The 26541-nt window shown below is 66.5% G+C and carries 25 protein-coding genes and 1 pseudogene; 14 read left to right on the forward strand and 12 right to left on the reverse strand.

All coding sequences use genetic code 11. The features are described 5' to 3' along the window. The first annotated feature begins 63 nt into the window (after window positions 1-63). Window positions 64-846 carry a 3-hydroxybutyrate dehydrogenase gene (locus R1H25_RS09410; RefSeq protein ID WP_241881242.1) on the forward strand — a complete coding sequence of 261 codons (783 nt, stop codon included), beginning with the start codon at window positions 64-66 and terminating at the stop codon, window positions 844-846. Here the strand turns inward: R1H25_RS09410 and R1H25_RS09415 are convergent. Then, window positions 843-1607, reverse strand: coding sequence for a hypothetical protein (locus R1H25_RS09415; protein WP_241881241.1), 765 nt, complete (start codon window positions 1605-1607; stop codon window positions 843-845). The two genes, R1H25_RS09410 and R1H25_RS09415, sit on opposite strands and share 4 nt — an antisense overlap. A 108-nt stretch (window positions 1608-1715) precedes the next feature. Continuing rightward, window positions 1716-2093, reverse strand: a complete 378-nt coding sequence (locus tag R1H25_RS09420) for a DUF4180 domain-containing protein (RefSeq protein ID WP_317223426.1) — start codon at window positions 2091-2093, stop codon at window positions 1716-1718. A gap of 146 nt (window positions 2094-2239) precedes the next feature. Here R1H25_RS09420 and R1H25_RS09425 point away from each other — a divergent pair, with 146 nt between their 5' ends. Further along, window positions 2240-3526 carry a S9 family peptidase gene (locus R1H25_RS09425; protein ID WP_241881239.1) on the forward strand — a complete coding sequence of 429 codons (1287 nt, stop codon included), beginning with the start codon at window positions 2240-2242 and terminating at the stop codon, window positions 3524-3526. Window positions 3527-3580: 54 nt separating this feature from the next. On the opposite strand, the gene R1H25_RS09430 is transcribed toward R1H25_RS09425, so the two are convergent. From R1H25_RS09430 to R1H25_RS09440, 3 genes are read right to left on the reverse strand one after another with little or no spacing between them, the layout of a single operon-like run. Further along, complete coding sequence (locus R1H25_RS09430) at window positions 3581-4039, reverse strand: SRPBCC family protein (protein WP_317223427.1); 459 nt, start codon at window positions 4037-4039, stop codon at window positions 3581-3583. Between the two features lie 2 nt (window positions 4040-4041). Then, window positions 4042-4356 (reverse strand): helix-turn-helix transcriptional regulator, encoded by a 315-nt coding sequence (locus R1H25_RS09435; RefSeq protein WP_088480416.1) that lies wholly within the window; start codon window positions 4354-4356, stop codon window positions 4042-4044. An 11-nt stretch (window positions 4357-4367) separates the two neighbouring features. After that, complete coding sequence (locus R1H25_RS09440; protein WP_317223428.1) at window positions 4368-4823, reverse strand: SRPBCC domain-containing protein; 456 nt, start codon at window positions 4821-4823, stop codon at window positions 4368-4370. A 59-nt stretch (window positions 4824-4882) separates the two neighbouring features. On the opposite strand from R1H25_RS09440, the pseudogene R1H25_RS09445 reads away from it, so the two are divergent. Both R1H25_RS09445 and R1H25_RS09450 read left to right on the forward strand, forming a co-directional pair. Beyond that, window positions 4883-4990, forward strand: a pseudogene (locus R1H25_RS09445) (TetR/AcrR family transcriptional regulator); the annotation flags it as partial. A gap of 93 nt (window positions 4991-5083) precedes the next feature. Beyond that, window positions 5084-5584, forward strand: a complete 501-nt coding sequence (locus R1H25_RS09450; RefSeq protein ID WP_049449660.1) for a hypothetical protein — start codon at window positions 5084-5086, stop codon at window positions 5582-5584. 11 nt (window positions 5585-5595) lie between these two features. Here the strand turns inward: R1H25_RS09450 and R1H25_RS09455 are convergent, their stop codons facing one another. From R1H25_RS09455 to ftrA, 3 genes are all read right to left on the reverse strand, one after another. Beyond that, entirely contained in the window at window positions 5596-6024 is a 429-nt protein-coding gene (locus R1H25_RS09455) for a chemotaxis protein CheW (protein ID WP_232015540.1), read from the reverse strand. Between the two features lie 136 nt (window positions 6025-6160). Further along, the gene (locus tag R1H25_RS09460; protein WP_241881233.1) at window positions 6161-6604 is read right to left on the reverse strand and encodes a BLUF domain-containing protein; all 444 of its coding nucleotides are present in this window, start codon (window positions 6602-6604) and stop codon (window positions 6161-6163) included. Between the two features lie 95 nt (window positions 6605-6699). Next, window positions 6700-7701 (reverse strand): transcriptional regulator FtrA, encoded by a 1002-nt coding sequence (gene ftrA, locus R1H25_RS09465; RefSeq protein WP_164158420.1) that lies wholly within the window; start codon window positions 7699-7701, stop codon window positions 6700-6702. Window positions 7702-7984: 283 nt separating this feature from the next. Here ftrA and R1H25_RS09470 point away from each other — a divergent pair, with 283 nt between their 5' ends. From R1H25_RS09470 to R1H25_RS09510, 9 genes are all read left to right on the forward strand, one after another. Beyond that, window positions 7985-10561: a TonB-dependent receptor gene (locus tag R1H25_RS09470; RefSeq protein WP_317223429.1), complete on the forward strand. Its 2577-nt coding sequence runs from the start codon at window positions 7985-7987 to the stop codon at window positions 10559-10561. Between the two features lie 81 nt (window positions 10562-10642). Further along, window positions 10643-11224, forward strand: coding sequence for an FMN reductase (msuE, locus tag R1H25_RS09475; protein WP_317223430.1), 582 nt, complete (start codon window positions 10643-10645; stop codon window positions 11222-11224). A 157-nt stretch (window positions 11225-11381) separates the two neighbouring features. Next, on the forward strand, window positions 11382-11744 hold the full coding sequence (locus R1H25_RS09480; RefSeq protein ID WP_317223431.1) for a DUF3088 family protein: 363 nt from the start codon (window positions 11382-11384) through the stop codon (window positions 11742-11744). A 14-nt stretch (window positions 11745-11758) separates the two neighbouring features. Continuing rightward, window positions 11759-12736 carry an MsnO8 family LLM class oxidoreductase gene (locus R1H25_RS09485; RefSeq protein WP_317223432.1) on the forward strand — a complete coding sequence of 326 codons (978 nt, stop codon included), beginning with the start codon at window positions 11759-11761 and terminating at the stop codon, window positions 12734-12736. Window positions 12737-12754: 18 nt separating this feature from the next. Next, window positions 12755-14098 (forward strand): LLM class flavin-dependent oxidoreductase, encoded by a 1344-nt coding sequence (locus R1H25_RS09490; RefSeq protein ID WP_317223433.1) that lies wholly within the window; start codon window positions 12755-12757, stop codon window positions 14096-14098. Between the two features lie 4 nt (window positions 14099-14102). Then, window positions 14103-15323, forward strand: coding sequence for a M20 aminoacylase family protein (locus R1H25_RS09495; protein ID WP_317223434.1), 1221 nt, complete (start codon window positions 14103-14105; stop codon window positions 15321-15323). Next, window positions 15320-15871: a GNAT family N-acetyltransferase gene (locus tag R1H25_RS09500; RefSeq protein WP_317223435.1), complete on the forward strand. Its 552-nt coding sequence runs from the start codon at window positions 15320-15322 to the stop codon at window positions 15869-15871. Before R1H25_RS09495 ends, R1H25_RS09500 begins: the two co-directional genes overlap by 4 nt. Next, a complete protein-coding gene (locus R1H25_RS09505; protein ID WP_317223436.1) occupies window positions 15868-17613 on the forward strand; it encodes an amino acid ABC transporter permease/ATP-binding protein in 1746 nt (581 codons plus the stop codon). The genes R1H25_RS09500 and R1H25_RS09505 overlap by 4 nt, the downstream gene beginning before the upstream one ends. 16 nt (window positions 17614-17629) lie before the next feature. Further along, window positions 17630-18607: an ABC transporter substrate-binding protein gene (locus R1H25_RS09510; RefSeq protein WP_317223437.1), complete on the forward strand. Its 978-nt coding sequence runs from the start codon at window positions 17630-17632 to the stop codon at window positions 18605-18607. A gap of 90 nt (window positions 18608-18697) precedes the next feature. Here R1H25_RS09510 and R1H25_RS09515 read toward each other — a convergent pair whose 3' ends face one another. Next, complete coding sequence (locus R1H25_RS09515) at window positions 18698-21817, reverse strand: discoidin domain-containing protein (RefSeq protein ID WP_317223438.1); 3120 nt, start codon at window positions 21815-21817, stop codon at window positions 18698-18700. A gap of 165 nt (window positions 21818-21982) precedes the next feature. Next, window positions 21983-23059 carry an MBL fold metallo-hydrolase gene (locus R1H25_RS09520; protein WP_317223439.1) on the reverse strand — a complete coding sequence of 359 codons (1077 nt, stop codon included), beginning with the start codon at window positions 23057-23059 and terminating at the stop codon, window positions 21983-21985. 104 nt (window positions 23060-23163) lie between these two features. Here R1H25_RS09520 and R1H25_RS09525 point away from each other — a divergent pair, with 104 nt between their 5' ends. Beyond that, window positions 23164-23775, forward strand: coding sequence for a TetR/AcrR family transcriptional regulator (locus tag R1H25_RS09525; protein ID WP_049449635.1), 612 nt, complete (start codon window positions 23164-23166; stop codon window positions 23773-23775). Here the strand turns inward: R1H25_RS09525 and R1H25_RS09530 are convergent. Next, window positions 23772-25718, reverse strand: coding sequence for an EAL domain-containing protein (locus tag R1H25_RS09530; RefSeq protein WP_317223440.1), 1947 nt, complete (start codon window positions 25716-25718; stop codon window positions 23772-23774). The two genes, R1H25_RS09525 and R1H25_RS09530, sit on opposite strands and share 4 nt — an antisense overlap. 93 nt (window positions 25719-25811) lie before the next feature. Continuing rightward, window positions 25812-26528: an SDR family oxidoreductase gene (locus tag R1H25_RS09535; RefSeq protein WP_317223441.1), complete on the reverse strand. Its 717-nt coding sequence runs from the start codon at window positions 26526-26528 to the stop codon at window positions 25812-25814. Window positions 26529-26541 lie beyond the last annotated feature (13 nt).

Consider the following 26541-nt stretch of genomic DNA (forward strand, 5'->3'; position numbering starts at 1 on the left):
AGTCACGTGTGGCGTGGATCTGCGGGGCTAAACTGGTTGCCTGTACTTGATGGAAGCTCGCCCATGTTCAGTGGAAAGGTTGCGGTGGTCACCGGCTCCACCAGCGGTATCGGTCTTGGCATCGCCACGGCGCTGGCACGGCAGGGCGCGGACATCGTGCTGAATGGCTTCGGCGATGCGGCGGAAATCGAGCGCATCCTTTCCGCATTGGAATCCAAGTTCGGGGTACGGGTGGCGCATGACGGCGCCGACCTGTCCCATGGCGAGGCAGTGCGCGGATTGATCGACCACGCCGTCGCGACGATGGGGCGCATCGACATCCTGGTGAACAATGCCGGCATCCAGCACACCGCGTCGATCGAGGAATTCCCGGTGGAGAAGTGGGACGCAATCCTGGCGCTGAACCTGTCGGCGGTGTTCCATGGAACGGCGGCGGCGTTGCCGCACATGAAGCAGCAGGGCGCCGGCCGCATCATCAACATCGCGTCGGTGCACGGGTTGGTCGGGTCAGTGAACAAGTCGGCCTATGTGGCAGCCAAGCATGGCGTGATCGGGTTCACCAAGGTGACCGCGCTGGAGAATGCGGGCACCGGCATTACCGCCAATGCGATCTGCCCGGGCTGGGTGCGGACGGCGCTGGTCGAGCAGCAGATCACCGCGTTGGCCGAGCGCGAAGGCACGGATCAGGAGACCGCCGCGCGTGCGCTGCTGGCTGAAAAACAGCCTTCGTTGCAGTTCGTGACGCCCGAGCAGCTGGGTGAGATGGTGGTGTTCCTGGCCTCGGACGCGGCGGCCCAGATTACCGGTACGGCGCTGCCGGTGGATGGGGGCTGGACGGCGCGCTAGCTGGCTGGCTGCGCCTTGCGCTGCAGCATCGGCAGCGCCACCAGCGTGGCGAGGAGGGTGAACAGCACCAGCGACGAGCCGACCGTGCCGAAGCCCAGGCCGCCCTTTTCCAGCGGCTTGGTGAGCAGGTCGCCGAAGGTGGCGCCGAACGGGCGGGTGAGCACGAAGGCGATCCAGAACAGGATGACCCGGTTGATGCCCTTGATGCGGCTGGCCAGTGCGGTGAGCGCGATGAGGCTGCCGATCAGCAGTGCGCCGCCGGTGAAGCCCAGCCCGGAATCGTCGGCGAGGAAGTCGCCCAGTGCGGTGCCGAGCGTGTTGGAGAACAGCACGGCGGTCCAGTAGAAGCCTTCGGCGCGGCGCGATGCGATGTTGCTGACCGAGATCGACTTCTCCGACATGCGCCATGCCAGCAACACCAGCGCCAGGCAGCCAGCCAGCAGGCTGGCGCCGGTGGCGTAGCCCAAGCCGAGCGTGCGGTCGATCAGGTCCGACATCGTCGTGCCGGCGGTGCTGGTGGCCAGCACCACCGACCAGAACAGCACCGGGTGGAAGCGCCGTGCCGACAACTGCATGCCCAGCAGGCCGGCGAAGATCGCCAGCAGGATGGCCGAGCTGGCCACGTAGCCCAGGTTGAGCGTCATCGACAGCAGGTCGCCGGCGGTCTCGCCGAGCGTGGTGGCGGCGATCTTCATCACCCAGAAGCCAAGGGTGACCGCCGCCACTTTGCTGTGCAGGGACTCTGCGTCTGAAGCACTCATCGAACGTCGCCAAGGATGCCTGTGGGCGATGCTGTGGTGGCGGGCGTCGGAGCGGGGTCGGAACCGGGTCTGGCGAGGGTAAGCGTGCGGGCGGCGTGCGGGCGGCGTTCAGCCGGCGCTGGCGGAGGCCGGAAGGTGAGCCAGCAGGGCGTCCCAGTCGGCCACGAAGCAGCCGTCGCGGCCGCGGTTGCATTCGGTGATCCACGCGTCCAGCGATTCGCTCTGCGCGCGGTAGGCGCTGACATCGCCCAGTACGGCGAAGTGCAGGCGGTAGTTCACCAGCATCTGCAGCCACTGCCCGGCCATTCCGGAGCGCAGCTCGAAGAAGTCTGGAGAGAGGCGCTGCACCGGAATGGCGATCCACTCGGCCTGGTGCCCGAGGGCATCGCCGACCAGGTCGCGCAGGGCGTTGCCATCCAGCTGGGGGCCTGTATCGGAGCTGCGCAGGATGCGGGTACTGCCGATCTGTTCGAGATGGGTGTGCATGGTGCGCTCTGAAGTCCGTATCGTCCGCCCAGTATGGCCGTGGAAGGGGAACGACGGCGAGCGGTTGCAGCATGAATCTGGCGAGTGGACGCGTTAGGCTGCGCCCGGCGCCTGCGCAACGCGGGTTCACTGCAACGGGGAAGGGCATGGCAGGGTGGAAGAGTCGTTCGTTGTTGACCGCGGTGTTGGTGTGGCCGGGTCTGCCGGCTGCAGCCGCCGAGCTGTGCACGGCCAGTGCCTATGGTGACGGGCAGGACAACATCGTGGTGCTGGGCGCGCCCGCTGCGGCACCGGCCACGGGCCAGCGCTATCTGATGCTGGACGGGCGACGTGGCGCCACCGGCGATGCCAACGCACCGGTGAGCTGCAGCGGCGATGTGGTCAGCTTCAGGTCGCCTGCCGGCGCCACGCAGCGCTGGCAGCGACTGCCGACGCGCGATACCGAGGCAACCTTCATCAGTGCGGGGACCACGCTGGTTGGGCAGTTGATCGAGCCGGCCGGCCCGGCCGACCCGACGCGGCCGCTGGTGGTGCTGGTGCACGGCTCGGAACGCACGATGGCGGTGGCGGCGATCTACCAGCGGATGCTGGTGGCGCAGGGAATTTCAGTGTTCGCCTACCAGAAGCGTGGCACCGGCGATTCGGAAGGCGAGTACACGCAGAACTTCGAGCTGCTGGCTGACGACGCGGCGGCGGCACTGACGAAGGCGCGCGCGCTGGCAGCGGGGCGTTTCGGCCGGGCCGGCTACTTCGGTGGCAGCCAGGGCGGGTGGATCGCACCGTTGGCGGCGACGCGCTCGCAGGCGGATTTCGTGGCGATCGGTTTCGGGCTGGTGGTGTCGCCCATCGAGGAGGACCGCGAGCAGTTGTTCGATGAGGCACAGCGCATGCAGCTGGCTGCGGCGGCGTTGGCGCAGGTCGGGCAGCTTTCAGACGCGACCGCGCGGTTGATGCGCACGCATTTCAATGAAGGGTTCGAGGCGCTGGCCAGAGTGCGTACGCAGATCGGCGCCACGCCGTGGGCAAGGACGATCAGTGGCGAATACAGCGGTGACATGCTGCGCATGAGTGACGCCGACCTGCGTCGGATCGGCCGCGCGCGCTTCGACAACCTGGAGCTGATCTGGGACTACGACGCCGAGGCCGCGCTGCGCCGCCTGAAGGTACCGTTGCTGTGGGTGCTGGCCGAGCAGGACCGCGCCGCGCCGATTGCCGCCACGCGTTCGATCCTGTCGCGCCTGCGCGCGTCGGGGCAGCCGATCGAGACCTACCTGTTCCCGGATACCGATCACGGCATGGTCGAGTTCCGTACCGATGCCGAGGGCAATCGCGTGTCGACGCGGATCACCGACGGCTACCTGCGCCTGCTGGCGGATTGGATCAAGCAGGATGTGCGTGGCGGTTATGGGCGTGCGCGCAGATTGAGCGATTGACCGGATGGGGAGCGCTGGCGGCGGATGGCGCTCCGCCGCCGATTGCGGCACGACTCAGTTTGGCTTCGCAAACACATCCAATCCCTTGCCGGTTTCCAGCAGCGACTTCAGGCTCGACAGAACGATCGGCCAGCCCTGGCGGATGCCGGTATCCATGCCGCTGCCCGGCTCCAGTTCCTCATGGGTAACCGTCAGCCGCACCATGTCCTGGTAGGGCACGATGTCGAAGGTGACCCGGCTGTAGGCAGCGGGGTTGTCGGCCTGCGAGGCGGCGGCCCAGGTGATGACCAGGCGCGAGGGTGGCGTGCTTTCCACCACTTGGCCGACCAGCTCGACCGAGCGCGTTTCGTTGGCACGCACATGCTGCCAGCGCGAGCCGGGCTTCCAGTCCGAGACGTTCTCGTGGCCCCAGTAGCGACTGGCGATCTCGGGGCGGGTGATGGCCTCGAACACCTTCTGTGGCGTGGACGCGATATAGATCACGTGGATGAAGCGGGTGGACTCTGCGGACATCGTCATTTTCCTTCCAGTTCGCGTTTCAGGTCATGCAGCAGGCTCAGGCGCTGCTGCTCGAACTTGCGTACCCAGCGCTCATAGACTTCATGCAGTGGCACCGGGTTGATGAAGTGCAGCTTTTCGCGACCACGGCGCACGGTGCTGATCAGGTTCGCGTCTTCCAACAGGCCAAGGTGTTGGGTGACCGATTGCCGGGCCATGTCCAGGTGCTCGCACAGCTGACCGAGGGTCTGGCCGTTGTCCTCGCAGAGCAGATCCAGCAGGGTTCTGCGCGTGGAGTCAGCCAGGGCCTTGAACACCTTGTCTGCATTCATGCGGGGCGTCTTCAGTTCCAGTTGTCGATCCTGACGTCATGCGGGTTGGGCTGGCCCTTGCCGGTTTCCAGCAGCGCTTTGAAGCTCATCAGGAACACCGCCCACTTGGTGCTGCAGTGGGAGGTGAACTCGACACGTTCCTTCCAGCCTTCGTGGGTGAACAGGACGATGCAGTAGTCGCCTTCCTGCTTCAGCGCGAAGCGCGCGTGCGTGCCGATCCATTCGGCAGGGCCGGCGAGGAACCGCCACAGCACGAGCTCGCCTGGAACAAGCTGTTCAAGCTTCATTTCCATGGCGCCGATTTCCTGGCCGTTGTTCGTGAAGCGCACCTTGACCGTGCCGCCGACCTCGCGGTCGCCATGGGTGTTTTCGGCCCACCATCCGGCCACGCCTTCGGGGGTGGCCAGCGCCTGGTACACCTGGCTTGCGGGGGCCTTGATGCCGACCCTGTGTGCGATATCCACCATTGCAGGTTCCTCGCGATGGGCAGGCAGGCGCCGCCCTTGAGTGGACTATATGCAGGCAAATGCCTGCATGGCATGGTGCGATGCTGGCCGCGCGCGGTTTCGGTGATGCGGCGACGTTCGCGGCACTGGCGCGATTGGCCATTGCGCGGGTGAGCGCGACTGCCTGACATGACTGTGGTGGGGCCTGCGGCGACGTGGGCCTTCTTTTTTGAACCATTAGTCTACCTACTAGTAGGTACATTTAACTCTGGAGATGTTCCATGTCGCACTCTCTGTCCCCCCTGGGCGTGATCCACACGGCAGTCAGCCTGGTACCGCTGTTCGCCGGCCTGTATGCCTTCATTCGCCATCGCGCGATCGACCCAGCCACACGTTCCGGCAAGTTGTACCTGCTCGGACTGGTGCTGTCGGTGGCCACGTCGTTCACCGTGTCCAGCACGGGCGGGATCAACCCCGGCCACGCATTCGGGGTGATCGTGCTGCTGGTGGCATTCGGCGGCGTGCTGGCCGCCCGGCTGCGCTGGCTGGGGCGCGCAGCGCGTTACCTGTCAACGTTCGCGCTGTCTTTCAGCTTCCTGCTGTCGTTGGTACCCGGCGTCAATGAAACGTTGACCCGCTTGCCGGCAGCGCATCCGATTGCTGCGGCGCCGATGTCCCCGGTGGTGCTGCAGACGCTGCTGGGATTGACGGTGGCGTTTGTGATCGGCTTTGCCGCGCAGTGCTGGCGCATGCGGTTTCAGGCGGTTTGCAGGCGAACTTGAGCAGATGCGCCTCAGTCCCGCACCGCGAGTGCAGCCAGCAGCGACTGCGGTTCGATCAGCGCAGCCGAACGTGCGGAATCGATCTGGACGTGTCGGCTGCAGAAGTTGAACGATCGACCTTGGGCAGGCGCGGATACGTCTGGAGATGCATCTGGCGTCTCGATCTGCAGCACCTCGTCAACAGCCAGTGCCAGCGTTGAAGTGCCTGCCTTGATCAACAGCATGGCCGGGCATCCACCCTCGAATGCCGGTTGACCGCTCATGCTGCACAGGTCGGCCACCGGCAACGCTTGCCCGCGCACCTCCAGGGTCGGCCTGCCCGGATGATCTACCGGGCCGAACCTCTCCGGGCCGCGTATTTCGATGGCTGCCCGCACGTCGATCGCGAACAGGGCCGTGCCTGCACGCATGACGACGATTTCGAACAGGTCAGCGGGCAATGCGCTTGCGTCCGTTGATGAATGAGCGGGTGGAGACATGCTGTGGGCGTGGAGAAGACCGTGGGGAAGACGCTTTGAATGATGACGGCCGCAGGAGTCACATGGCCGCGCGGGCCAGCGCGCGCGCGGCGGCGGTTCAGGTGCATCCGGCGGTCGCGCGTCGTGCACCGGCGGTGCCGATGCGCGGAAAGTGCGGACGCAGCAGGCCGACGAGCTGATCCATGCCCGGAATGGAATGGCCAAACTCGTCCCATCGCGCATTGACCAGGCCGGACACCACGATCTGCCCGGTCTCGATGTGGGTCATGGCCCAGTAGGGAACGGCACGGGTACTGATCGCCATGTCCAGTACCGGCACCACGGCAGCATGCGAACGGCTGTCATGGATGCGGCGCCTGACCGCCTCCAGGCCGTCGGGCGGGCCTTCGATGTACTGGAAAAAGCGCTGCCCGTCGACGAGCAGCGCTCCGGTGACGTCCACCCGGCGATTGAACGCGGCAGAGCCCGAGACGATCAGGCGGAGGGTTTCATCGGAAAGCCCAGCCGACATGTGGCTGGAGTAAGCAAATGCGTGGAGCATGGAAGGGGCTTCGTGTGACGCCCATCACTATACGTGGGTCTCCACCGTCCGCCGTGAGCCTTTTCTCACGTGGCGCTGGAGAGCGCTGAGTTGGATCAGCAGCCCACCAACCGATCCGCGCCAATACCGCCGCGATGCTGGCTGCGGTACTCGGTAGGGCTCGCATCGACCTGACCTCGGAAGTGCCGTCGGAAGGATTCCTGCGAACCAAAACCGGCCTGTTCTGCAATCCACTGCAATGGCCGGTCGGTGGTTTCCAGCAGTTCGCGGGCGAAGGCCACGCGCTCGCGGATCAGCCAGTCGATCGGCGACAGGCCGGTGGCTTCCAGAAACTGCCGCTGCAAGGTGCGTTGGCTGAGTGCAGCCTGCTCGGCGAGACTGCCCAGTGAATGGGGCTCGCGCAGGTTGCGGCGCATCCACTCCATGAGTTTCGCCAGACGCGTCGGTTCCCCGTTGGGGATCGCGCGGCTGACGCGCTGGCTGCGCCCGGCATCGCGCCACGGTGCCAGCACCAGCCGCTCGGCGACCAGGTTGGCCACGCGTGCGCCGTAATCCTTGCGCACCATGTGCAGCATCATGTCCATGCCGGTGGCTGAGCCGGCCGAGGTGATGATGCTGCCAGTATCCACATAGAGCACATCCTCGCGCACATCAATGCGCGGGAAGTCGCGTGCCAGCGCTTCGGTGAGGCGCCAGTGGGTGGTGGCCTGGCGGCCATCGAGCAGCCCGGCCCAGGCCAGCACGAAGGCACCGGAGCAGATCGAGGCGATGCGCGCGCCGCGTGCGTGGGCACGGATGAGTGCATCGAGCAGTGCCTGCGGTGGGCGCTCGCTGGGTTCGCGCCAACCGGGGATGACGATGATGTCGGCGTCGTCGACGGCATCGAGCGCGTAGGGCAGCTGCACTTGGGTACCACCGAGCATGCGCAGTGCACCGGGCTCGCCTGCGCAGAGCTGGGTGCGGTACCAGGCCACGCCGAGTTCCGGCCGCACGGGTGCGAACAGGCCGACCGCGCAGCCGAACTCGAACAGTCCCTGGCCGTGGCAGGCGACGATGGCGACGAGCGGCGCGTTGGGATCGGCGGATGGGCTGGGCATGGCTTGATGCTACGGGTGGTGATGTGCGCCGCAGAGTGATGCGCGGGCATGAGGTGATGCCTGTGGAGCATGTGTACGGGGGCATTCGTCTGGCTTGGGCACCCGACTCTACCCCGTCGGGTGTCGTCCGCCGCCGGCCGCGTGCGCAGCCCCGCCTAACCTCATTACCAGCAGTCATGTGGGTGGCCGGATATGACGGTTGGGTGACGCGATCCCGCCTGTTGCCGTGGGTGAACAGGCCCTTGAATGGAAGCGTGTTTCCGGCCCACCCCCACGAGCCCCCATGCCTGCCGCCCACGCCCCTGTCCTGAGCTCTCTCGCTGTTCTGATCACAGCCGTCCTTGCCGCGTCATCCAGCCATGCCGCTGAAGCCGATGCGGATCCTGCCACCACGGCAGCCTCCGCCAATGTCGCGGCATCCACGCTGGATGCGGTGGTGGTGACCGGCTCGCGCACCAGCACGCGTACGGTGAAGAACAGCTCCACGCCTATCGATGTGATCTCCGCCGAGGACCTTGCCTCCACCGGCCAGGCCAACCTGCTGGAAGCGCTGCAGCGTGCGCTGCCGTCGCTGAGCCAGATCGGCGGCTACCAGAGCGACCAGGAGAGCCTGATCCGCGGCTACCAGCTGCGCAACCTGTCGCCCGGCTACACCCTGGTGCTGGTCAACGGCAAGCGCCGCAATGCCAGCGCCTATGTGAGCGGGGCGAATGGCGGCGGCTTCCCGGGGCACGCCTGGGCAGACCTGGCACTGATTCCGGTCTCGGCCATCGACCATGTGGAAGTGCTGCGCGATGGTGCTTCGGCGATCTACGGTTCTGACGCGATCACTGGCGTGGTCAACGTGATCCTGAAATCGCAGGCGCACGGTGGCGAGTTTGCCGTGGAAAGCGGACAGAGCATCGATGGCGATGGTTCGCGTACCAGCGTGCGCGCCAATGTCGGCCTGCCGTGGGGCCAGGACGGCTTCATCAACCTGTCCGGCGAGTCCACCCGCCAGCATCATGCGATTCGTACCCGCCGCTACATCGATGGCTACCTGAGTTACCCGGCCGTGGATGCGAACGGCAATCGGGTGGCACTGCGTCCGAACAACCGGTTGCCGGCCGGCGCAACGCCGAACCCGGCCGAAGCCAGCCGCAATGCCGAGGCCAATACCATCCTCAGCTCGCCGTCGTATGCGCTGAAGGCCTTCGCGGTGAACGTGGGCCATGGCCTGGGCGACAGCGCGCAGTTCTACGCCAATGCCACCGCCAGCGACCGCACCGCGCAGGCGATCCAGAACTTCCGCCTGCCGGCGACCATCTTCACTACCTACAAGGCACCCGGCGTGCTGAGCGTGTTTCCCGATGGCTTCCTGCCGGTGCTGGAAACCAAGGAAAAGCAGTACACCGGTACCGCAGGCGTGAAAGGCCAGGTCGCGGGCTGGGACTACGACGCCAGCCTGACCGGCAACCGCAGCACAGTGCGTACCTATACGCGCAACTCGGTGAACTACTCGCTGCCGTACCCCGGCTCGCCCACTGATTTCTACGACGGCAAGCTGGACTACCAGCAGGGCATCGCCAACCTGGACCTGCGGCGTGGCTTCGAGGTGGCAGCGTTTGCCTCGCCACTGGAGGTGAGTGCCGGTGCGGAGTACCAGCACGAACAGTACGAGCGCGGGGCAGGGCAGTGGGAGTCGTATACCGGCTTCGGTGCCGCGGCGTTCGTCGGCTATTCCACCGCCGATGCGGTGAAGGCTACCCGCAACAGCAAGGCGGTCTATGTGGGCGCGGCCACCAACATCACCTCGCGCTGGTATCTGGATGCGGCCGCGCGCTGGGAAGACCATTCCGACTTCGGCAGTGTCTCCACCGGCCGCCTGACCACGCGTTTCGACTTCACCGATGCGCTGGGCGTGCGCGCCACGGTCAGCAACGGCTTCCATGCGCCCAGCCTGGGCGCGCAGTTCTACCAGGCCACTGGCAGCTGCCCGTGCGGGACCACGCTGGTGGCGCAGGTGTCTTCGCCGGCGGCGATCGCGCTGGGTGCCACGCCGCTGAAGCCCGAGAAAGCCACCAACTACAGCCTGGGCGTGACCTGGGACCCGAGCCCGGCGTTCCACCTGGCAGTGGATGCCTATCAGATCGACATCCGCGGCCAGCTCGGTCAGTCAAGCCAGATCGGTTACAACGCGCAGGATCCGGCGCGCGTCACCGACAACAGCGGCACGGTGCTGAGTGTGGCGCAGAAGAACACTATCGATGCGCTGCTGGGCTCGGCCGGCATCAGCATTCTGCCGGGTGATGCGTTCTATGCCAGCTACTTCACCAACGTGGGCAACACGCGTACACGCGGTGTCGAGCTGACGCTGGAGGCGAACCAGGAAACCACGTGGGGCAAGCTGCGCTGGAGCTACGCGGCCAACGTCGGCCGTACCACCATCCAGAAGGTCAGCGACATTCCGGCTGCGCTGCAGGGGCTGCCGAACATCAACCTGCTGACCAGGTCCAGCGAGTACGCGCTGCGCTTCCGCACGCCCAGCTACACCCAGGTGGCCGGGCTGGGCTGGCAGAACGGGCGCTGGCGCTCGAACCTGGACTTCACCTACTACGGCCCGATCAAGCGCCTGAACAACGGCGTGGAGTACAAGCAGCCACCGGTGCTGGTGACCAACCTGTCCGGTGGCGTGGAGCTGGGGGCGGGCTGGAGCGCGGCGCTGGGCATCAACAACGTGTTCGACAAGCGCACGCGCAAGGTGCCCGAGTACGCGCGCAGCGCCACCGATGTGGCCAGTATCGAGACGACCTGGGACAACGGCGATGTGCTGAGCAACGTTGGGGCGTACTGGTACGGGCGGGTCAGTTACCGGTTCTGATCTGGAGCAGTCGAGCATGGCTCGACTCTACAAAAGGCGAAGGGCGGCCGGACGTAGTCCGGCATCATCGAGGAGCAGTTCATGTCTTCTGCATTGAAGGTGGTTGCATTGGTGGGGTCGCCGACCAGTTCGGCGACGTCGCGTACGTTGCTGCTGGTGCGGTATCTGCTGGCGTCTCTGCAGGAGCGGGTGCATGCCAGCGTGGAGCGGGTGGAGCTGGCGCCGATTGCACGCTCGCTGGGCCAGTCACTGTCGCGGGGTGAAGTGGAACCGGCAGTGGAACAGGCGCTGCGGACCATCGAGACCGCCGAACTACTCGTGGTGGCAGCGCCCGTGCACCGTGGATCGTATCCGGGCCTGTTCAAGCACCTGGTCGACTTCATCGAACTGGAAGCGCTGGTGGATACGCCGGTACTGCTGGCGGCAACCGGTGGCAGTGAGCGCCATGCGCTGGTGATCGATCACCAGCTGCGGCCGTTGTTCAGTTTCCTGCAGGCGCACACGCTACCGATCGGGGTGTACGCCACGCCGGCCGACTTCGAGGGTGAGCACATCACCAGTGTGGCCTTGCAGGCGCGCATCGCGCTGGCGACCGAGCGTGCGGCCGGGCATCTGGCCACGCAGTCGCTGGCGGTAGCGGCGCCGCTGCGACGCATCGCCTGACGCCATAACCGGCGGCGCTTTGCTTATGGCCAAGGCGCATCTGCATGGCCGGATCTGACCGCCGATTGTCGCCTGGCATCGCCGTGCCGACGGCTGTCATCTCTAGCATCGATATCGACGCGGCATCGCATGGCCGCCCCCCAATGAGGACGACCCCGTGAGTCTGGACGCAATCGATAAGCCCATCCTGTTCCTGCTCGACCGTGAGTTCGAGGACGGACAGATTCCCGGCCAGCGCTTCTTCTGCCGGCACAGCCTGTTGCTGGAAGGGGCGCTGTCGAGCATCGACGGCCTCGACGCGCAGCTGGACGTACGTCGCATCGGCTTCGCACGGCCGCGCCGCGAGGTGATCGCCGAGATCGGCGAGCAGGACCAGTCGCTGCCGAAGCTGGTGCTGCCGCAGGGCGTGCGCAGCGACCTGGCCAGTGGCGCGCACCAGGATCGCCAGTACATCTCCGGTGCCGAACCGATCCTGGCTGCGCTGAACGGGTTGCTTGGCATTCCCGTGGCCCACCCCTGAGCGAGGACGCGACCATGAGTTATCAGATCAGCGTGTTGGACAAGAGTCCGGTGGCCGAGGGCGCCTCACCGGAGCAGGCGCTGCGCAACAGCCTGCAGCTGGCACAGCGCGCCGAGCAGTTGGGTTACCACCGGTACTGGTTTGCCGAGCACCATGCCGCGCCGACCTTGGCCAGCCCCGCACCGGAAGTGCTCGCGGCCTGGGTAATCGCGCAGACCCGGCGCATCCGCATCGGCAGCGGTGGGGTGATGCTGCGCCACTACGCGCCGTACAAGGTGGCGGAGAACTTCAACCTGCTGGCGGCATTGGCGCCAGGGCGCGTGGACCTGGGCGTGGGCAAGGCACCCGGTGGCCTGCCGGCCTCTACGGCTGCATTGGCAGCGGGGCGGCCGGCGTTTGCCGATTTCGACCAGCAGCTGCGCGACCTGGAGGGCTACCTGTCGGGTACCGACGCCGAGGCGCAGGCGCGCCCGATCCCGCAGCAGGCGCCGGAGCGCTTCCTGCTTGGTGCCAGCCCGCAGAGCGCCAAGCAGGCGGCCGAGCTTGGCTGGCGCTTCGTCTACGCCGCGCACTTTGATGGCGACCCGAAACACATCGAGGCTGCGTTCGATGCCTATCGCCGCGTCTCCTCGCAGCCACCGCTGCTGGCCACGGTGGCCTTCGCCGCACCGACTGCTGAAGCCGCAGCGCGTCACATCGGTGCGCTGCGGGTCTACAAGCTGCACCTCGGTCCCGGGCAAGCGGTGAACCTGCCCAGCCCGGAGGCGGCTGCCGAGTACGCGCGCCAGGTGGGCGTGGCCGACTTCCGCATCGAGGAAACCCGCCCGAGCGTGTTGTCTGGCGATGCGCAGCACGTGCGTGACGAACTGGATGCGCTGCACCGGCGCTTCGGCGTGGGCGAGTTCATTCTCGATGCACCGGTGGCCGACCTCGACGCACGCCTGACATCCCTTGAACTGCTGTCGCCCGCGCCGCGCGCGGCGGTGGCCTGACCTGCAGGAGCGATTCCCATGAGCACGACCCCGCGCCACATTCCGTTCGGCATCATGCTGCAGGGCCCCGGCAGTCACATGCATGCCTGGAAGCATCCATCCAACCCGGCCGATGCCAGCGTCAACCTGCAGTTCTACATCGACATCGCGCGCACTGCCGAGGACAACGGCATCGCCTTCGGCTTCGTGGCCGATGGCCTGTACATCAACGAGAAGTCGATTCCGCACTTCCTCAACCGCTTCGAGCCGATCTCGTTGCTGTCGGCACTGGCGACGGCGACGAAGAAGATCGGCCTGGCCGGTACGCTGTCGACCTCCTACAGCGACCCGTTCACGGTGGCCCGGCAGTTCGCCTCGCTGGATCTGCTCAGCGGCGGCCGCGCTGGCTGGAACGTGGTGACCTCGCCGTTGGAGGGCTCTGGCCGCAACTACGGCCGGCCGCACCCGGAGCACGCGCTGCGCTACCAGATCGCCGACGAGTACCTGGAGGTGGTGCAGGGACTGTGGGATTCCTGGGACGACGACGCCTTCGTGCGCGAGCGCGACAGCGGCACGTTCTTTGCACCGGAGAAGTTCCGCCGGCTCGATCACAAGGGGCGCTTCTTCCAGGTGGAAGGTCCGCTCAACATCCAGCGTTCGCCACAGGGCCAGCCGGTGATTTTCCAGGCGGGTTCTTCCGATGATGGCATTGCGTTGGCTGGCAAGTACGCCGATGCGGTGTTCACCCATTCGCCGTCGCTGGAAGAGACCCGCGCATTCACCCAGAAGGTGAAGAATTCGGCGATCGCGCACGGCCGCAGCGGCAATGACGTGAAGATCTTCCCGGGTATTGGCCCCATCGTCGGCCGCACTGCCGAAGAGGCCGAAGCCAAGTACCAGGCAATCGCCGCACTGGCCACGCTGGAGGACGCACTGGCCTATCTCGGCCGCTTCTTCGACCACCACGATTTCAGCCAGTACGACCCGGATGCACCGTTCCCGGAGCTGGGTGACATCGGCAGCAATTCGTTCCGTTCCACCACCGACCGCATCAAGCAGGATGCGCGTGAGAAGGGCCTGAGCCTGCGCCAGGTGGCGCTTGAAGCGGTGAGCCCGCGACCGAACTTCATCGGCACGCCGGAGCACGTGGCCGATGAGCTGATCCGCTGGTTCGACGCCGGTGCCAGCGACGGTTTCATTCTCGGCTTCGCCGCACAGCGCGAAGGCCTGGACGATTTCGTGACCCAGGTGCTGCCGATCCTGCAGGCGCGCGGCTACCACCAGCGCGAGCTGGAAGGGCAGACCCTGCGCGAGCACTTGGGCCTGCCGTACAAGGCCAGCCGTCATGCGATCGATGCCGAACCGGCGCGGAAGGTGGGGTAAGGCGATGAGCGGAGAGAATTCGGTAGCGCTGGGCCATGCCCGGCGAGATCCCGCGTCCATCGGCGTGCTGCCCGAAATCGCAGCACGCGCCGAGGCGGCGATTGCGATCCGTCATGACCTGCACCGGTACCCGGAGCTGGCCTTTGAGGAGCACCGCACCAGCGCCCGAGTGGCCGAACTGCTGCAGCAGTGGGGCTATGAGGTGACCACCGGCCTCGGTGGCACCGGCGTCGTCGGCACGCTGCAGCGCGGGCAGGGTAGCCGTCGTCTCGGTCTGCGCGCCGACATCGATGCACTGCCGATCCACGAGGACTCCGGCCTGGCCTATGCCAGCCAGACCGAGGGGCTGATGCATGCCTGCGGCCACGATGGTCACACCGCCATCCTGCTGTCGGCAGCGCATTACCTGGCTCATCATGGTGCTATCGACGGCACCCTGCAGCTGGTGTTCCAGCCGGCCGAGGAAACCGGTTCGGGTGCTTCGAAGATGATTGCCGATGGCCTGTTCGAGCGCTTCCTGGTGGACGCGATCTATGGCTTGCATAACTGGCCGGGCGTGCCGGTGGGCCACTTCGGCTTTGTCGATGGCCCGGCGATGGCGTCGGTGGACTGGGCGCGACTGAAGGTGATCGGCAAGGGCGGACACGGCGCCGAGCCGCAGGGTAGCGTTGACCCGATCCTGGCGGCGGCGCACATCGTTACCGCGTTGCAGAGCGTGGTGTCACGCAATGTCGATCCACGGCAGATGGGCGTGGTCACTGTTGGCTCGATCCACGGCGGACAGGCCGCCAATGTGATTCCGGACGTGGTCGAACTGAAGCTGACCGTGCGCGCCTACTTGCCGGAGGTACGCGACACCTTGCGGCGCCGGGTCACCGACATTGCCGAGCAGACCGCCGCCGCGTTCGGCGCACGCGCCGAGATCGAATTCCCGCGAGGCTTCCCCAGCGTGATCAACCATCCGCAGCAGACCGCCTACATCCGCGAGGTGGCGCTGCAGGGCTTCGGCAGTGAACAGGTGGTGCCGGAATTCGCGCCACGCACGGCCAGCGAAGACTTCGCATTCCTGCTGCAGGCGCGGCCGGGCAGCTTCGTGTTCGTTGGCAACGGCGACAGTGCGCCGCTGCACAGCCCGCGCTACGTGTTCAACGACGCGGCCATCGCACCGGCCGCCAGCCTGTGGGCGCGGCTGGCCGAAGACTATCTGGTGAAGGACGTGGCATGAGCAGCAACGAACGCTTCCTCTATACCTCGGTGGATGATCCGCTGGCACGGCCTCTGTTCGATGGCCTGGAACAGGAGTACGACAGCCGCTACGCCGACGTGCGTCGCCGCATCGGCGGCAGCGCCCGCGAGGAGCTGCAACGCTACCCGGCGCAGGCCTTCGCTGCACCGGTCGGGGCGTTCGTGCTGTTGCTGCGCGATGGCGTGGCGATCTCCGGCGGTGCCTTCATGCCGCACCGCGATCCGGACACTGCCGAATTCAAACGCATCTGGACGCTGCCCGGGCTGCGCCGGCAGGGCATCGCGCGTCGCGTGCTTCAGGAACTGGAAGACCAGGCGGCGCGGCAAGGGTACCGGCGGGTGTTCCTGACCACCGGCTTCCGCCAGCCTGAAGCGGTTGGCCTGTACCTCAGCCATGGCTACACCGCGCTGTTCGACCTGGAGGCCGACCCGGAAACCATCGCGCATCTGCCGTTCGAGAAGCATCTACGTGCGCCGGCGCCTGTTGTTGCGCCTACGCAGACCGTGTTGCACGGAGCCCACGCATGAGCACGCCTTCGACCGCATTGGATGGCATTGCCGCCCGTCCTGCGCCAGCGCCTGCGCTGAAGATCGTGCCGGCCCGGCACCCGCTGCAGGTGTTCGGCACAGTATTGGCACTGGCGCTGATCCTGATCGGGCTGCAGTCCGTGCTGGGCAATCCGCGCTGGGGCTGGGGCACCTTCGCCGAGTGGTTTTTCGCGCGCCCGGTGCTGGAAGGGCTGGGACGCACGTTGCTGCTGACCGCACTCGGAACTGGCCTCGGCTTCGCGCTGGGCACCTTGCTGGCGTTGGCCCGTGTGTCCGGTTCGCCGCTGCTGTCGGCGGTGTCGTGGGGCTACGTGTGGTTGTTCCGTTCGATTCCGCTGCTGGTGCTGTTGCTGCTGCTGAACAACCTGGGCTATCTGTACAGCACCATCGAACTGGGCGTTCCCTTCACCGGCATCAGCCTGTTCTCGTACCCGACCACGCAGCTGATTGGTGTGTTCACTGCGGCGGTGCTGGGTCTTACCTTGAACCAGGCGGCGTTCTCGGCCGAGGTGATCCGGGGCGGGATTCTGTCGGTGGACCACGGACAGTACGAAGCGGCCGCCGCGCTTGGCCTGCCGCGTAGCCGCCAGGTGCGCCGCATCATCCTGCCGCAGGCGATGCGCTCGATCCTGCCGGCCGCGTTCAACGATGTAATTGGCCTGGCCAAGAGCACTTCGGTGGTCTACGTGCTGGCGCTGCCGGAGCTGTTCTACACCGTGCAGGTAATCTACCGCCGTAATCTGGAGGTGGTGCCGCTGCTGATGGTGGCCACGGTCTGGTACCTGGTAATCCTTACCGTGCTGTCGCTGTTGCAGCGGCGCGTGGAGCAACGCTTCGCGCGTGGCCAGCTGCAGCGCGAGCGCTCGGTGTCGCGGGTGTCATCGCCCCAGCGTGTGCAGAGCGATGCCGCGCCGCGCGTGGCAAGCCGCCCGCGCATCGCCACGCAGGTGGAAGCGGGCGAGGGTGCTGCGGTGTCGCTGCACGGCGTAGGCAAAGTGTTCGGCGACCAGCCGGTGCTGGAAGACGTGAACCTGGACCTGCGCGCCGGCAGCGTGACGGTGCTGATCGGCCCGTCCGGCGCCGGCAAGTCCACGCTGCTGCGGCTGATCAACCACCTCGAACGCGCCGACGGCGGTTACGTGACTGTCGGCGGCCAGCTGATCGGCTACCGCCGCGAGGGTGACACGTTGTACGAACTGCCCGAGCGTGAGATCCGCCGCCGTCGTGCGGAAGTGGGCATGGTGTTCCAGGGATTCAACCTGTTCCCGCACCTGACCGCGCTGGAAAACATCATCGAGGCGCCAATGGCGGTGCGCGGCGTGCCGCGTGCGCAGGCCGAGCAGCAGGCGCGGACGCTGCTGGAGCGGGTTGGCCTGGCCGACAAGGCCGATGCGTTCCCGCGCCAGCTGTCCGGTGGCCAGCAGCAGCGCATCGCGATTGCGCGGGCACTGGCGCTGCAGCCGAAGGTGCTGCTGTTCGACGAACCCACGTCGGCGCTGGACCCGGAACTTGTGGCCGAGGTGCTGAGTGTGATCGAAGAACTGGCCCGTTCCGGCACCACGCTGGTGATCGTCACCCATGAACTGAGCTTCGCCCGCCGCGTGGCCGACCACGTGGTGATGATGGACCAGGGCAGGGTGATTGAACAGGGCACGCCCGAGGCTCTGTTCGAGCGCCCGCGCCAGCAACGCACCGCCGATTTCCTGGCCAAGACCCTGTAACCCCGGAAGGAACACCATGAGCCCTGCAGCACCGCGTCGTCCCTCGCGCAGCACCCTGTTGATCGTGGGCGTGCTGGTCATCGGCATCGCCGGCATTGTCTATTCGCGCGTACGCCAGGCACCGGATGCCGGTACCGAAGCCGCGACCAGCCTGGCCGGCACCAACGCCGCCGTGCTGAAGGGCACGTTTGACCCGAAGGCGCAGGCGTTGATCCCGGCCGACTATCGCTTCGTCACCCCCGGTACGTTCACCGTGGCGACCCATCCGGGACAACTGCCTCTGGCCGATTATGGGGCCGACAGCAAGGACGTAGTCGGCATCGAGCCCGACATCGCCCGCCTGATCGCCGATGCGCTGGGCCTGAAGCTGGTGATCGTACCGGTGGCCTGGCCCGACTGGCCGCTGGGGCTGGAATCGGGCAAGTACGATGCGGTGCTGTCGAATGTGACGGTCACCGAGGAGCGCAAGAAGAAATTCGATTTCTCCAGCTACCGTTACGACCTGCTTGGCATCTACACGCGCACAGATGGGCCGATCCAGAAGATCGAGAAGCCGGCGGATGTGGCGGGGCTGAAGGTGGTGGTGGGTGCCAGCACCAATCAGGACCAGATCCTGCGGCAGTGGGACCAGCAGAACATTGCCGCCGGCTTGAAGCCGGTGGAGTACCAGTACTTCGATGACGCCGTGGTCGGCCGGTTGGCGGTGATCACTGGCCGCGCCGATGTCTCGTTCGAGCCCAATGCCACCGGCGCGTACTCGGCACGCGACGGCAAGGTGCGGCGTGTGGGCCTGTTCCCGGGCGGCTGGCCGAACGCCGCGGCGATCTCGGTGACCACCCGTAAGGGCAGCGGTCTGGCCGATGCGGTGACGCAGGCATTGAACACCCAGATCGGCAGCGGCACCTATGCGCAGGCGCTGAAACGGTGGAATGTGGCCGAGGAGGCGGTGCCGCAGTCGCAGACCAACCCGCCGGGATTGCCGACGCTGCAATGAAACCGGGCGTGGCCCGGAGGGCCCCTGTAGAGTCGAGCTTGCTCGACTGGCGCATGGTGATCGGCGACATGCAGTCGAGCAAGCTCGCCTCTACCAACGCGCCTCCAGCGTTTTGAACGGCTTTGCCAGCAGCACCCCCTCGGCATCGAAGTTTGAAACGCTACGCCCATCCACACTTACCGTCTTCGGCATCGTGCGCGCCGGCCACCAGACCTTCACCGCCGTCCCGCTGCGCAACCCCTTGCCCAGCGTGACCGTCAGCACCCCTTCGCGCTGCCGCGCCTGCATCTGCAGCGTGCCGTACGCCGTCGGCAGGCGTTCCACCGCCAGCCCATCGCCAGCCACCCACGACGGTGGCGTACCTGGCAGCAGCGACAGCGCATCATCGTCCTCGCGCATCAGCATGCCGAACAGCGTGCGGCCGTACTCGGCGCCGATCCAGGTGTGCGGCATGTCGCCCAGGTAGCGCGGGAAACGCAGGCGCGAGTGCACGACCTCGGCCAGCACCTGCCACTCAAGCGGGCGCCGGTCATGCAGCAGCCCCTGCAGCAGCTCATCGGCCTCCTGCGGCTGGCCCAGGTGCACATAGCTCAGCACGTTGCGGATCTCATACGGCGTATAGGCGTACAGCGCGCCGGGCTGGCTGCGCTTGCGCACGTCCTCCAGATAACGCGCGAAGGTGGTCCGCAGTGCCTCGGCGGGCAGCACGCTCTGCGCGCCGGTGGGATCCAGTGCAATCGAGACGCCGGTGGGATCGCCATCGCCCAGGTCGGCCGAAGAGGGAATGAAGTCGATGCCCTTCCACGCCATCGTCGCCCGGATCGAGGCGTGCAGCGCGTCGTAGAGCAGCTTGTACTGCTCGCGTGCCCACATTGCGGTGTCGTGGTCGCCCAGCGATTCGGCCAGCCACGCACCGTCATGCCAGCCCTTCAGCCCCCAGTAGTCATCCCAGTAGCTGTGGGTGGGCGACGGATAGCCCTCATGGCTGATCGACGGCGCAAGAATACCCGCGAATCGTTCCGGCGCCGGCTGGTCGGCCTTGTAGCCGGGCACCAGCGTGCGCTCGCGCAGTTCCTGCAGGAAACGCAGCGCCGCTTTCACTTTCGGCAGATAGGCACGTACCGACTCGGGTCCGCCATCGAGGCGCGCGACATCGGCCACCAGTGCCACGTACTGGCCTTGGCTGTCGTACTCGATGTCCGAACCGAAGCCGGTGTTGACAGTGCCATCGTCGTTGAGGATCGGCGAGACCAGACCGTTGGCATGCACGCCGTGTTCGCTGTACCAGGCCAGGTAGTCGCGCGCGACGCGTGCTTCGCCCATGCGCAGGAGCACCGCCGAAGTGGCCATGCCGTCGCGGATGAAGGAGCGGTTGTAGTTGCGCGGACCGGGCTGCATCGCCGGGCCGGTCTGGTTGATCAGCATGTAGGCGGCCTGCGCGCGCAGCATGTCGACCAGTGAGGGATCGGGCAGGCGCAGGCCGACCTGGCCCAGCCGTGCCTGCCAGTCGGCGGAGGCCTGCGTGGCCAGGGAATCGAACGCCGCATTGGCATCGCGGGGCAGCGTGGCCAGATCGAGCGCAGGCGCTTCGGGCAGTGCACCCTTGGTATCGGCGGCGGCGGTACCCAAGGGGAGCGCGACCACGATGGCATCGCTGGCGCCCGGCGCCAACGAGACGCGGTAGTTCAACGCAGCCGAGGCAAGACCCTGGTCATCGTGCGCCTGTTGCGCGGAAGGCAGTTGGCCGGCAGCAATGTTCGCGGTGATTTCCGTGGCGCCATCCGTGCCGAACGGCGCCGTACCAGACTCAGCCACCGGCGTGAGCGACTGCAGCAGCGTGCGCCCATTGATGCGCACAGCCTGTCCATCGATCGCCACATCGCGAATGGGTGACAGCCCGCCGTTCTGCCACGGCGGATTCATCTGCATCGGGCGCACGACCAGGCTGAGGGTGCCGTCGATCCGGGTTTTTCCGGTGTTGTGCAGGCGATGGCGCAGGAACGTTACCGGCTGGCCGTTGCGCTCGATGGCGAATACCTCGCTGCGCAACTCCAGCCCGGGCTGCGGTGACCACGTAGCGGAGGGCATCGGCTTCCAGCCATCCCGCAGCGCGTGCTGTATCGGCTGTCCTGCCGCGCCAGCGGCGCGGCCGTCAGCACTTCGCCAGATCGGCTGCACCAGTGGCGCGCCCTTGAAGGCTTCCAGATTGCCGTATTCGTCGAAGATCGATTTCTGCCGGCCCGCATGCACGCCCACTGCGGTCCAATAGGTCTGCTGCATCTGCAGCGACGCCGGGAACAACGCGCGCTGCGCGCCGCTGGCGGCGATCTGGTACTGCTTCATCGGTGTCATCACGGCTTTCGGGCCGAGCAGGCGCAGTCGCGCGATCTGTGGTGCGGCGCCGTCCGCGCTCAGGCGGAATGCACGCAATGGTTGTGCTGCAGTGGCGGCCAACCAGCTTTGCCGATGGCTGGCCGCCTGTGCATCGTGTGCGAGATCCTGCCAGCGGCCTTGCGCGTCCTGCGCCTGCAATCGAGCAGCGCCGCGCGCGCCATCCGCCCATTCCACTACCAGGCCAGCCGTGGACTGCGCGCGGGGCAGGGTGATCTCAAACGCGTGAGCGCCTCCCTTTCCGGCCGGCATTGCGACCGTGCCACCCCCTTGCCAGAGCGCCGCTGCCTGCGTTGCATCGATACCGCTGATGCGTGCGCTGAGCGTGCTGTCCAACGGCTCCATCTCGAAGATCGACACGCCCCAGTCGGAGGTGCGCTGCGGGCTGGCCAGCCGCAGGTAGCGCGCCTGCCGCGGTGCGAAGTACAGCGTTTCCACTTCGCCCAGCGAATCGGCCATGGTGTACGCGGTCTGCCACTGCTGGCCGTCCAGCGAGGTCTGCAGCGAATAGCCTTCCGGGTTGGAGACATCCCAGGTGAGGCGTACGCCGGCCATCATCGCGGGGGCCCCCAGATCGATCTGGAACCAGTGGCCGGGGCTGAAGGCGCCGCCGGTGACGGTCTTCGGGTCGCCGTCGATCAGGTGGCTGATCGCCATCGCCGGTACCTGCTGCGAGGAACTGCTGGCCTGCCATTGGCTGCGCGGGGGGAGGGTCTGTGCCTGTGCGCTGGAGGCCAGGGCGGCCAACAGCAGGGCAGCGGCAGGGCGCAACGGGAAAAGCGGTGTGGAGACCTTGGAGCGTTCGGCGCGCAACGTCATTACGGACAGCCTCGCAGGTTCGACCGGAATCGGGCGAGCGCTACGCTAGCAAGGGATGTAATCGGTTACATGACGCACTGCAGCGCCGCAGGCCGCTTCTGTGGTTGACGCAGCCGAGCATGGCTCGGCTCCACATGGTTTCCGGCGGGTCAAGCGCACCGCACGCTACAGCTCCACCGTCTCCCACCAGCGCGTACCCGCCTGCGGCGCCTGCATGTCCAGTGCTTCGCCCATCATCGGCGTGGCCACCGGCACATTCTTTGCGGCCGCCAATGCGGTGATGCGCTCGAACGGCTGCTGCCATGCGTGCAGGGCCAGGTCGAAGGTGCCGTTGTGGATCGGCAGCAGCCACTTGCCGCGCAGGTCCAGGTGCGCCTGTAGCGTCTGTTCCGGCTGCATGTGCACGAACGCCCAGCGCGGATCGTATGCACCGGTCTCGATCATGGTCAGGTCGAACGGACCATACTTTTCGCCGATGGCCTTGAAGCCGTCGAAGTAGCCGGTGTCGCCGCTGAAGAAGATGCGGAAGTCACCGTCCTGGATCACCCACGACGCCCACAGGCTGCGATCACTGTCGCCCAGTCCGCGGCCAGAGAAATGCTGGCCCGGGGTGGCGGTCAGGCGCAGGCCGTTGGCTTCGGTCGATTGCCACCAGTCCAGCTGTTCGACCTTGCTGGCGTCCACACCCCAGGCGATCAGCTGGTCGCCGACGCCGAGCGGTGCAATGAAGCGCGCGGTCTTGCCAGCCAGCTGCATCACCGCAGCGTGGTCGAGGTGGTCGTAGTGATTGTGCGAGAGGATCACGCCGGCGATCGGCGGCAGATCGTCGATGCTGATCGGTGGCGCATGGAAGCGGGCCGGGCCCATCCACTGCACCGGCGAGGCGCGCTCGGAGAACACCGGATCGGTCAGCCAGTACTGGCCGCGCAGCTTCAGCAGGATCGTGGAGTGCCCCAGCCGGAACAGACTGCGGTCCGGCGCAGCGGCGAGGGTAGCGCGGTCCAGCGGCTGCACCGGAATGGGGTGGGCCGGGACGGTGCCCTTGGGCTTGTTGAACAGGAACGTCCACCAGACCTCCGCACCGTCGCGCAGGCCCATCGCCGGACGGGGCAGGGCATTGCGGAACTTGCCATCACGGTACTGCGGCGAATCGGGGAAGTCGGGAAGGGACCAGGACTTGCAGAAGGTGTAGGCGGTCACGGCGAGGATTCCAAGCAGGAGGACAAGGAGCAGGCGCTTCATGGGTGACGTCCGCTGGGTACACTGCACAGTGTAGTTTCGTCTTTTTCAAAAGTACACTGATGGGTGTAAAATGGTGGCGTCCGTTCAGTTATCCGGTTCCCGCCATGCCCCGTGCCCCACAACGCCTGACCGACCGTAAACGCGATGCCATCGTGCGCGCGGCGGTGGAGGAGTTCCGTGCATCGGGCTACGAGGCGACCAGCATGGACCGCATTGCAGAGGCGGCCGGGGTCTCCAAGCGCACCGTCTACAACCACTTCCCGAGCAAGGAAGCGTTGTTCTCGATGATCCTGGAGGAACTGTGGGAACGCAGCGTGGCCAGCGATGCATTGCCGTACCGCGCCGACCAGCCGCTGCAGGCGCAGCTGCTGCAGTTGCTGGGCCAGAAGCTGGAACTGCTCAGCGATGCCAACTTCATCGACCTGGCGCGGGTGGCGATGGCGGAGATCATCCACTCACCGGAGCGTGCGCAGGCCATCGTCTGCCGCATGGGTGAAAAGGAAAGCGGCGAGAGTGCCTGGATCCGCGCGGCCATCGCTGATGGCCGGCTGCGCGAGGTCGATCCGGAATTTGCTGGCCACCAGCTGCACGGGCTGGTGAAGAGCTTTGCGTTCTGGCCACAGGTGACGATGGGGCAGGCGCCGTTGAACGCACAGGAGCGTGCACGCGTGGCCGAATCGGCGGTGGCGATGTTCCTGGGGTTCTACGCGGTCTAGCTGGCGGCGAAGCGGCGGAACTCGTCGGCAGGCAGCGCCGCCGAGTACAGATAGCCCTGGCCGACATCCACGCCCAGTGCGCGCAGTTGCTGTTCCTGTGCCAGGGTTTCGGTACCTTCGGCCACCACGATGGCGCCGCAGCGGTGCGCGACTTCGACGATGAAGCGCACGATCGACTGCGACTTGGCGTCGGACAGCGTGGCGATCAGCGCCTGCTCGATCTTGACCTCGGCGATGGCCAGCTGCGAGAGCAGGATCAGGGTTGAATAGCCGGCACCGAAATCGTCCAGCGACAGGGTGACCTCGGCCGCCAGCAATTGCGCGATGTTGGCATCGACGACGTCGCGCTCGACGATTTCGGTCCATTCGACGATCTCCAGGCGCAGCATCACGCCGGGCACATCGTGCAGCTGCAGCAGTTCCTGCAGGCGCAGGCCGAAGTCGGGCAGGCGCAGTGACTCGGCCGAGACGTTCACGGCGATTTTCAGCTGCGTGCCATCGCGTCGGCACTGCTGCAGGAAATGGATGGCCGACTGCAGCGTGGCCCATTCCAGTTCAGCCAGCCGCCCCTGCCGGCGCAGCAGCGAGATCACCCGCATCGGCGCGATCAGCCGGTCCTCGCCGTCGCGCATGCGCAGCAGTGCTTCGGCGCCAACCAGCTGGCGATCAAGCAGGCGATGCTTGGGCTGGTAGCACAGCGGTGCGTCGCCCTGCTGCAGCCAACGTTCGAGAGCGACTTCGATCAGGGCGTCGATCTCGCTGTCGCGCTGGATCGGGTCGTCGAAGAACACGACGCCGGATTCGATCGCACTCAGCGCCACGGTGATTGCCCGGAAAGGCAGGTGACCATCATCTACGGCGGCCGGCGGCTTCAGTTCGACCACGGCACAGCGGAACAGCGGCCGGAAACCGGGCCAATCGCGGCCGACCCGATCGGCCAGGTTGCTGGCCAGCTCGGTGATCTGCGGTTGCGTGCGCAGTTCGGACAAGGTCAGATCGCGCACCAGGATCGCCAGCGCGGCATCGCCGAACTGGTAGATATCCAGTTGCCCCGCCGGCAGCGAGGGCAGCAGCCGATGCACCTCTTCGGTACTGTCGCGCTGCCACAGGCCGTTGTCCTGCAGCGGGCCATAGCGCAGGCGCAGATCGCGCAGGTTGCCCATCTCGGCCACGATCAGGCAGGCCTTGCCGACGCCGTCGTTGTCGCGCCAGTAGTGCTGCAGGCGCTCGCCGAGCGCACGCATGTTGGGCAGGCCACTGATCGGATCGACGCGCAGCCAGGCGTGTTCGCGCTGACGCTGTGCATCGATCTGCGCATCGTTGTAGACCAGTGCGAACACCGCGCCCAGCATCAGCAGCGATAGTGGCAGTGCCAGCAGGCGCTGGATCGCCAGCTCCTCCACAGGCAGCTGATGGGCGCCGATGATAACTACGCCCAGCGCCAGGCCCAACGCAGTGACGACGATACGCACGCCCCAAGCCTGCAGGATCATGCGCAGCGAGAGTTCATTGAGCATGCGCGGGTGCAGGCGCCTGCGCAGCCAGACGCCTGCCAGCATCTGCAGCGTGGCCTCGAGGCCGGCCGGCAGGAAATACTGGGTGCCGACGAACTGGTAGCGGGCCAGCAGGCTCGCGCCCAGGCAGGCCAGGCCACCGCGCCAGCCACCGAGCAGGCCGCTGACCAGCAGGATGTCGAAACCCAGGTGGAGCTTGACCACACCCTGGGTGTAGCGGGCCACGAACCAGGAATTGAACAGGTAGATCAGGCCCAGCGCCACGCCCACGTACAGGCGGCGGCCTTCAATGGCATGACCGGCGCGGCGGGTGGCGATCAACAACACGCCGATCATGCCGATGACCGCCGTGGCCTGCAGCAGGTACAGCGGCAGGCTGGGCAGGGCGCTGTCCAGGACCTGGGCCGAGACCCGTGAAAGCGCATCCATAGCAGGTTCCCGCCTGTGACCGACGGCCAGTGCGAGCAGGGTAAACCACAGGCGCCTGCGCGGCCACCAAGGGCCCGACCAAGGTCTCTGCAGTCAGTAGCGCGGGTCGCCGATGGCCGGCAGCACCAGTTCGCGCACGAAGCCGGACGGCGACAACTGCAGCAACGCGCGCACCATCGCAACCACGTCATGCACGGGCACCAGTTCGCCTTCGCCGCGCGCTGCGGCCTCTGCCACCGGCACCGACAGTGCATCGTCGGTGTTGAGGTAGCCCAGCTGCAGGCTGGTCACCGCCAGGCGGCGATCGCGGAAACCCTCGCGCAGTGCATCGGCGATGCCGTTGAGCGCGAACTTGGATGCACCGAACGCCACTTCCGGGCGGCCGCTGCGTGAGAGTGCCGAGGTCGAGCCGGTCAGCACCAGCTGCGGGCGTGGTGCGCCCAGCACCCGCGGCAGCAGGCGCTGCAGCAGCACCAGGGTCGCGGTGATGTTGACGTCGACCAGTCGGGTGAGCGCGGCATCGCTTTCGTCGAGGAAGGCGTACTGATCGCTGAAGGCGGTGTCTTCCCAGATGCCCAGGTTGTGGATCAGCACATCCAGATCGGCCGGTGCCTGCGCTGCGATGTGATTGGCAGCCAGGGTGGGCTGGGACAGATCGGCTTCGATCCACTGCAGGGTGACACCCTCGGGGCATTCAATATCGCGTGGACGCTTGCGCGAAACGCCGATGACGGTGTCGCCCGCACTGCACAGGCCTTCCACGAACGCACGACCGAGGCCCTTGCTGGCGCCGATGACCATCAATTTCATGTTGCTTCCTTGT

Origin of the sequence: Stenotrophomonas veracruzanensis (genome assembly GCF_032911525.1) — a bacterium.
Taxonomy (GTDB): Bacteria; Pseudomonadota; Gammaproteobacteria; order Xanthomonadales; family Xanthomonadaceae; genus Stenotrophomonas; species Stenotrophomonas africana.

Coding starts and splice junctions, on each gene's coding strand:
- R1H25_RS09485 (WP_317223432.1), top strand. CDS start 11,759: ATGAGTTATCAGATCAGCGTGTTGGACAAGAGTCCGGTGGCCGAGGGC.
- R1H25_RS09515 (WP_317223438.1), bottom strand. CDS start 21,817: ATGACGTTGCGCGCCGAACGCTCCAAGGTCTCCACACCGCTTTTCCCG.
- R1H25_RS09470 (WP_317223429.1), top strand. CDS start 7,985: ATGCCTGCCGCCCACGCCCCTGTCCTGAGCTCTCTCGCTGTTCTGATC.
- R1H25_RS09410 (WP_241881242.1), top strand. CDS start 64: ATGTTCAGTGGAAAGGTTGCGGTGGTCACCGGCTCCACCAGCGGTATC.
- R1H25_RS09435 (WP_088480416.1), bottom strand. CDS start 4,356: ATGAATGCAGACAAGGTGTTCAAGGCCCTGGCTGACTCCACGCGCAGA.
- R1H25_RS09425 (WP_241881239.1), top strand. CDS start 2,240: ATGGCAGGGTGGAAGAGTCGTTCGTTGTTGACCGCGGTGTTGGTGTGG.
- R1H25_RS09495 (WP_317223434.1), top strand. CDS start 14,103: ATGAGCGGAGAGAATTCGGTAGCGCTGGGCCATGCCCGGCGAGATCCC.
- msuE (WP_317223430.1), top strand. CDS start 10,643: ATGTCTTCTGCATTGAAGGTGGTTGCATTGGTGGGGTCGCCGACCAGT.
- R1H25_RS09505 (WP_317223436.1), top strand. CDS start 15,868: ATGAGCACGCCTTCGACCGCATTGGATGGCATTGCCGCCCGTCCTGCG.
- R1H25_RS09450 (WP_049449660.1), top strand. CDS start 5,084: ATGTCGCACTCTCTGTCCCCCCTGGGCGTGATCCACACGGCAGTCAGC.
- R1H25_RS09500 (WP_317223435.1), top strand. CDS start 15,320: ATGAGCAGCAACGAACGCTTCCTCTATACCTCGGTGGATGATCCGCTG.
- R1H25_RS09415 (WP_241881241.1), bottom strand. CDS start 1,607: ATGAGTGCTTCAGACGCAGAGTCCCTGCACAGCAAAGTGGCGGCGGTC.
- R1H25_RS09490 (WP_317223433.1), top strand. CDS start 12,755: ATGAGCACGACCCCGCGCCACATTCCGTTCGGCATCATGCTGCAGGGC.
- R1H25_RS09420 (WP_317223426.1), bottom strand. CDS start 2,093: ATGCACACCCATCTCGAACAGATCGGCAGTACCCGCATCCTGCGCAGC.
- R1H25_RS09525 (WP_049449635.1), top strand. CDS start 23,164: ATGCCCCGTGCCCCACAACGCCTGACCGACCGTAAACGCGATGCCATC.
- R1H25_RS09430 (WP_317223427.1), bottom strand. CDS start 4,039: ATGTCCGCAGAGTCCACCCGCTTCATCCACGTGATCTATATCGCGTCC.
- R1H25_RS09520 (WP_317223439.1), bottom strand. CDS start 23,059: ATGAAGCGCCTGCTCCTTGTCCTCCTGCTTGGAATCCTCGCCGTGACC.
- R1H25_RS09535 (WP_317223441.1), bottom strand. CDS start 26,528: ATGAAATTGATGGTCATCGGCGCCAGCAAGGGCCTCGGTCGTGCGTTC.
- R1H25_RS09460 (WP_241881233.1), bottom strand. CDS start 6,604: ATGCTCCACGCATTTGCTTACTCCAGCCACATGTCGGCTGGGCTTTCC.
- R1H25_RS09510 (WP_317223437.1), top strand. CDS start 17,630: ATGAGCCCTGCAGCACCGCGTCGTCCCTCGCGCAGCACCCTGTTGATC.
- ftrA (WP_164158420.1), bottom strand. CDS start 7,701: ATGCCCAGCCCATCCGCCGATCCCAACGCGCCGCTCGTCGCCATCGTC.
- R1H25_RS09440 (WP_317223428.1), bottom strand. CDS start 4,823: ATGGTGGATATCGCACACAGGGTCGGCATCAAGGCCCCCGCAAGCCAG.
- R1H25_RS09530 (WP_317223440.1), bottom strand. CDS start 25,718: ATGGATGCGCTTTCACGGGTCTCGGCCCAGGTCCTGGACAGCGCCCTG.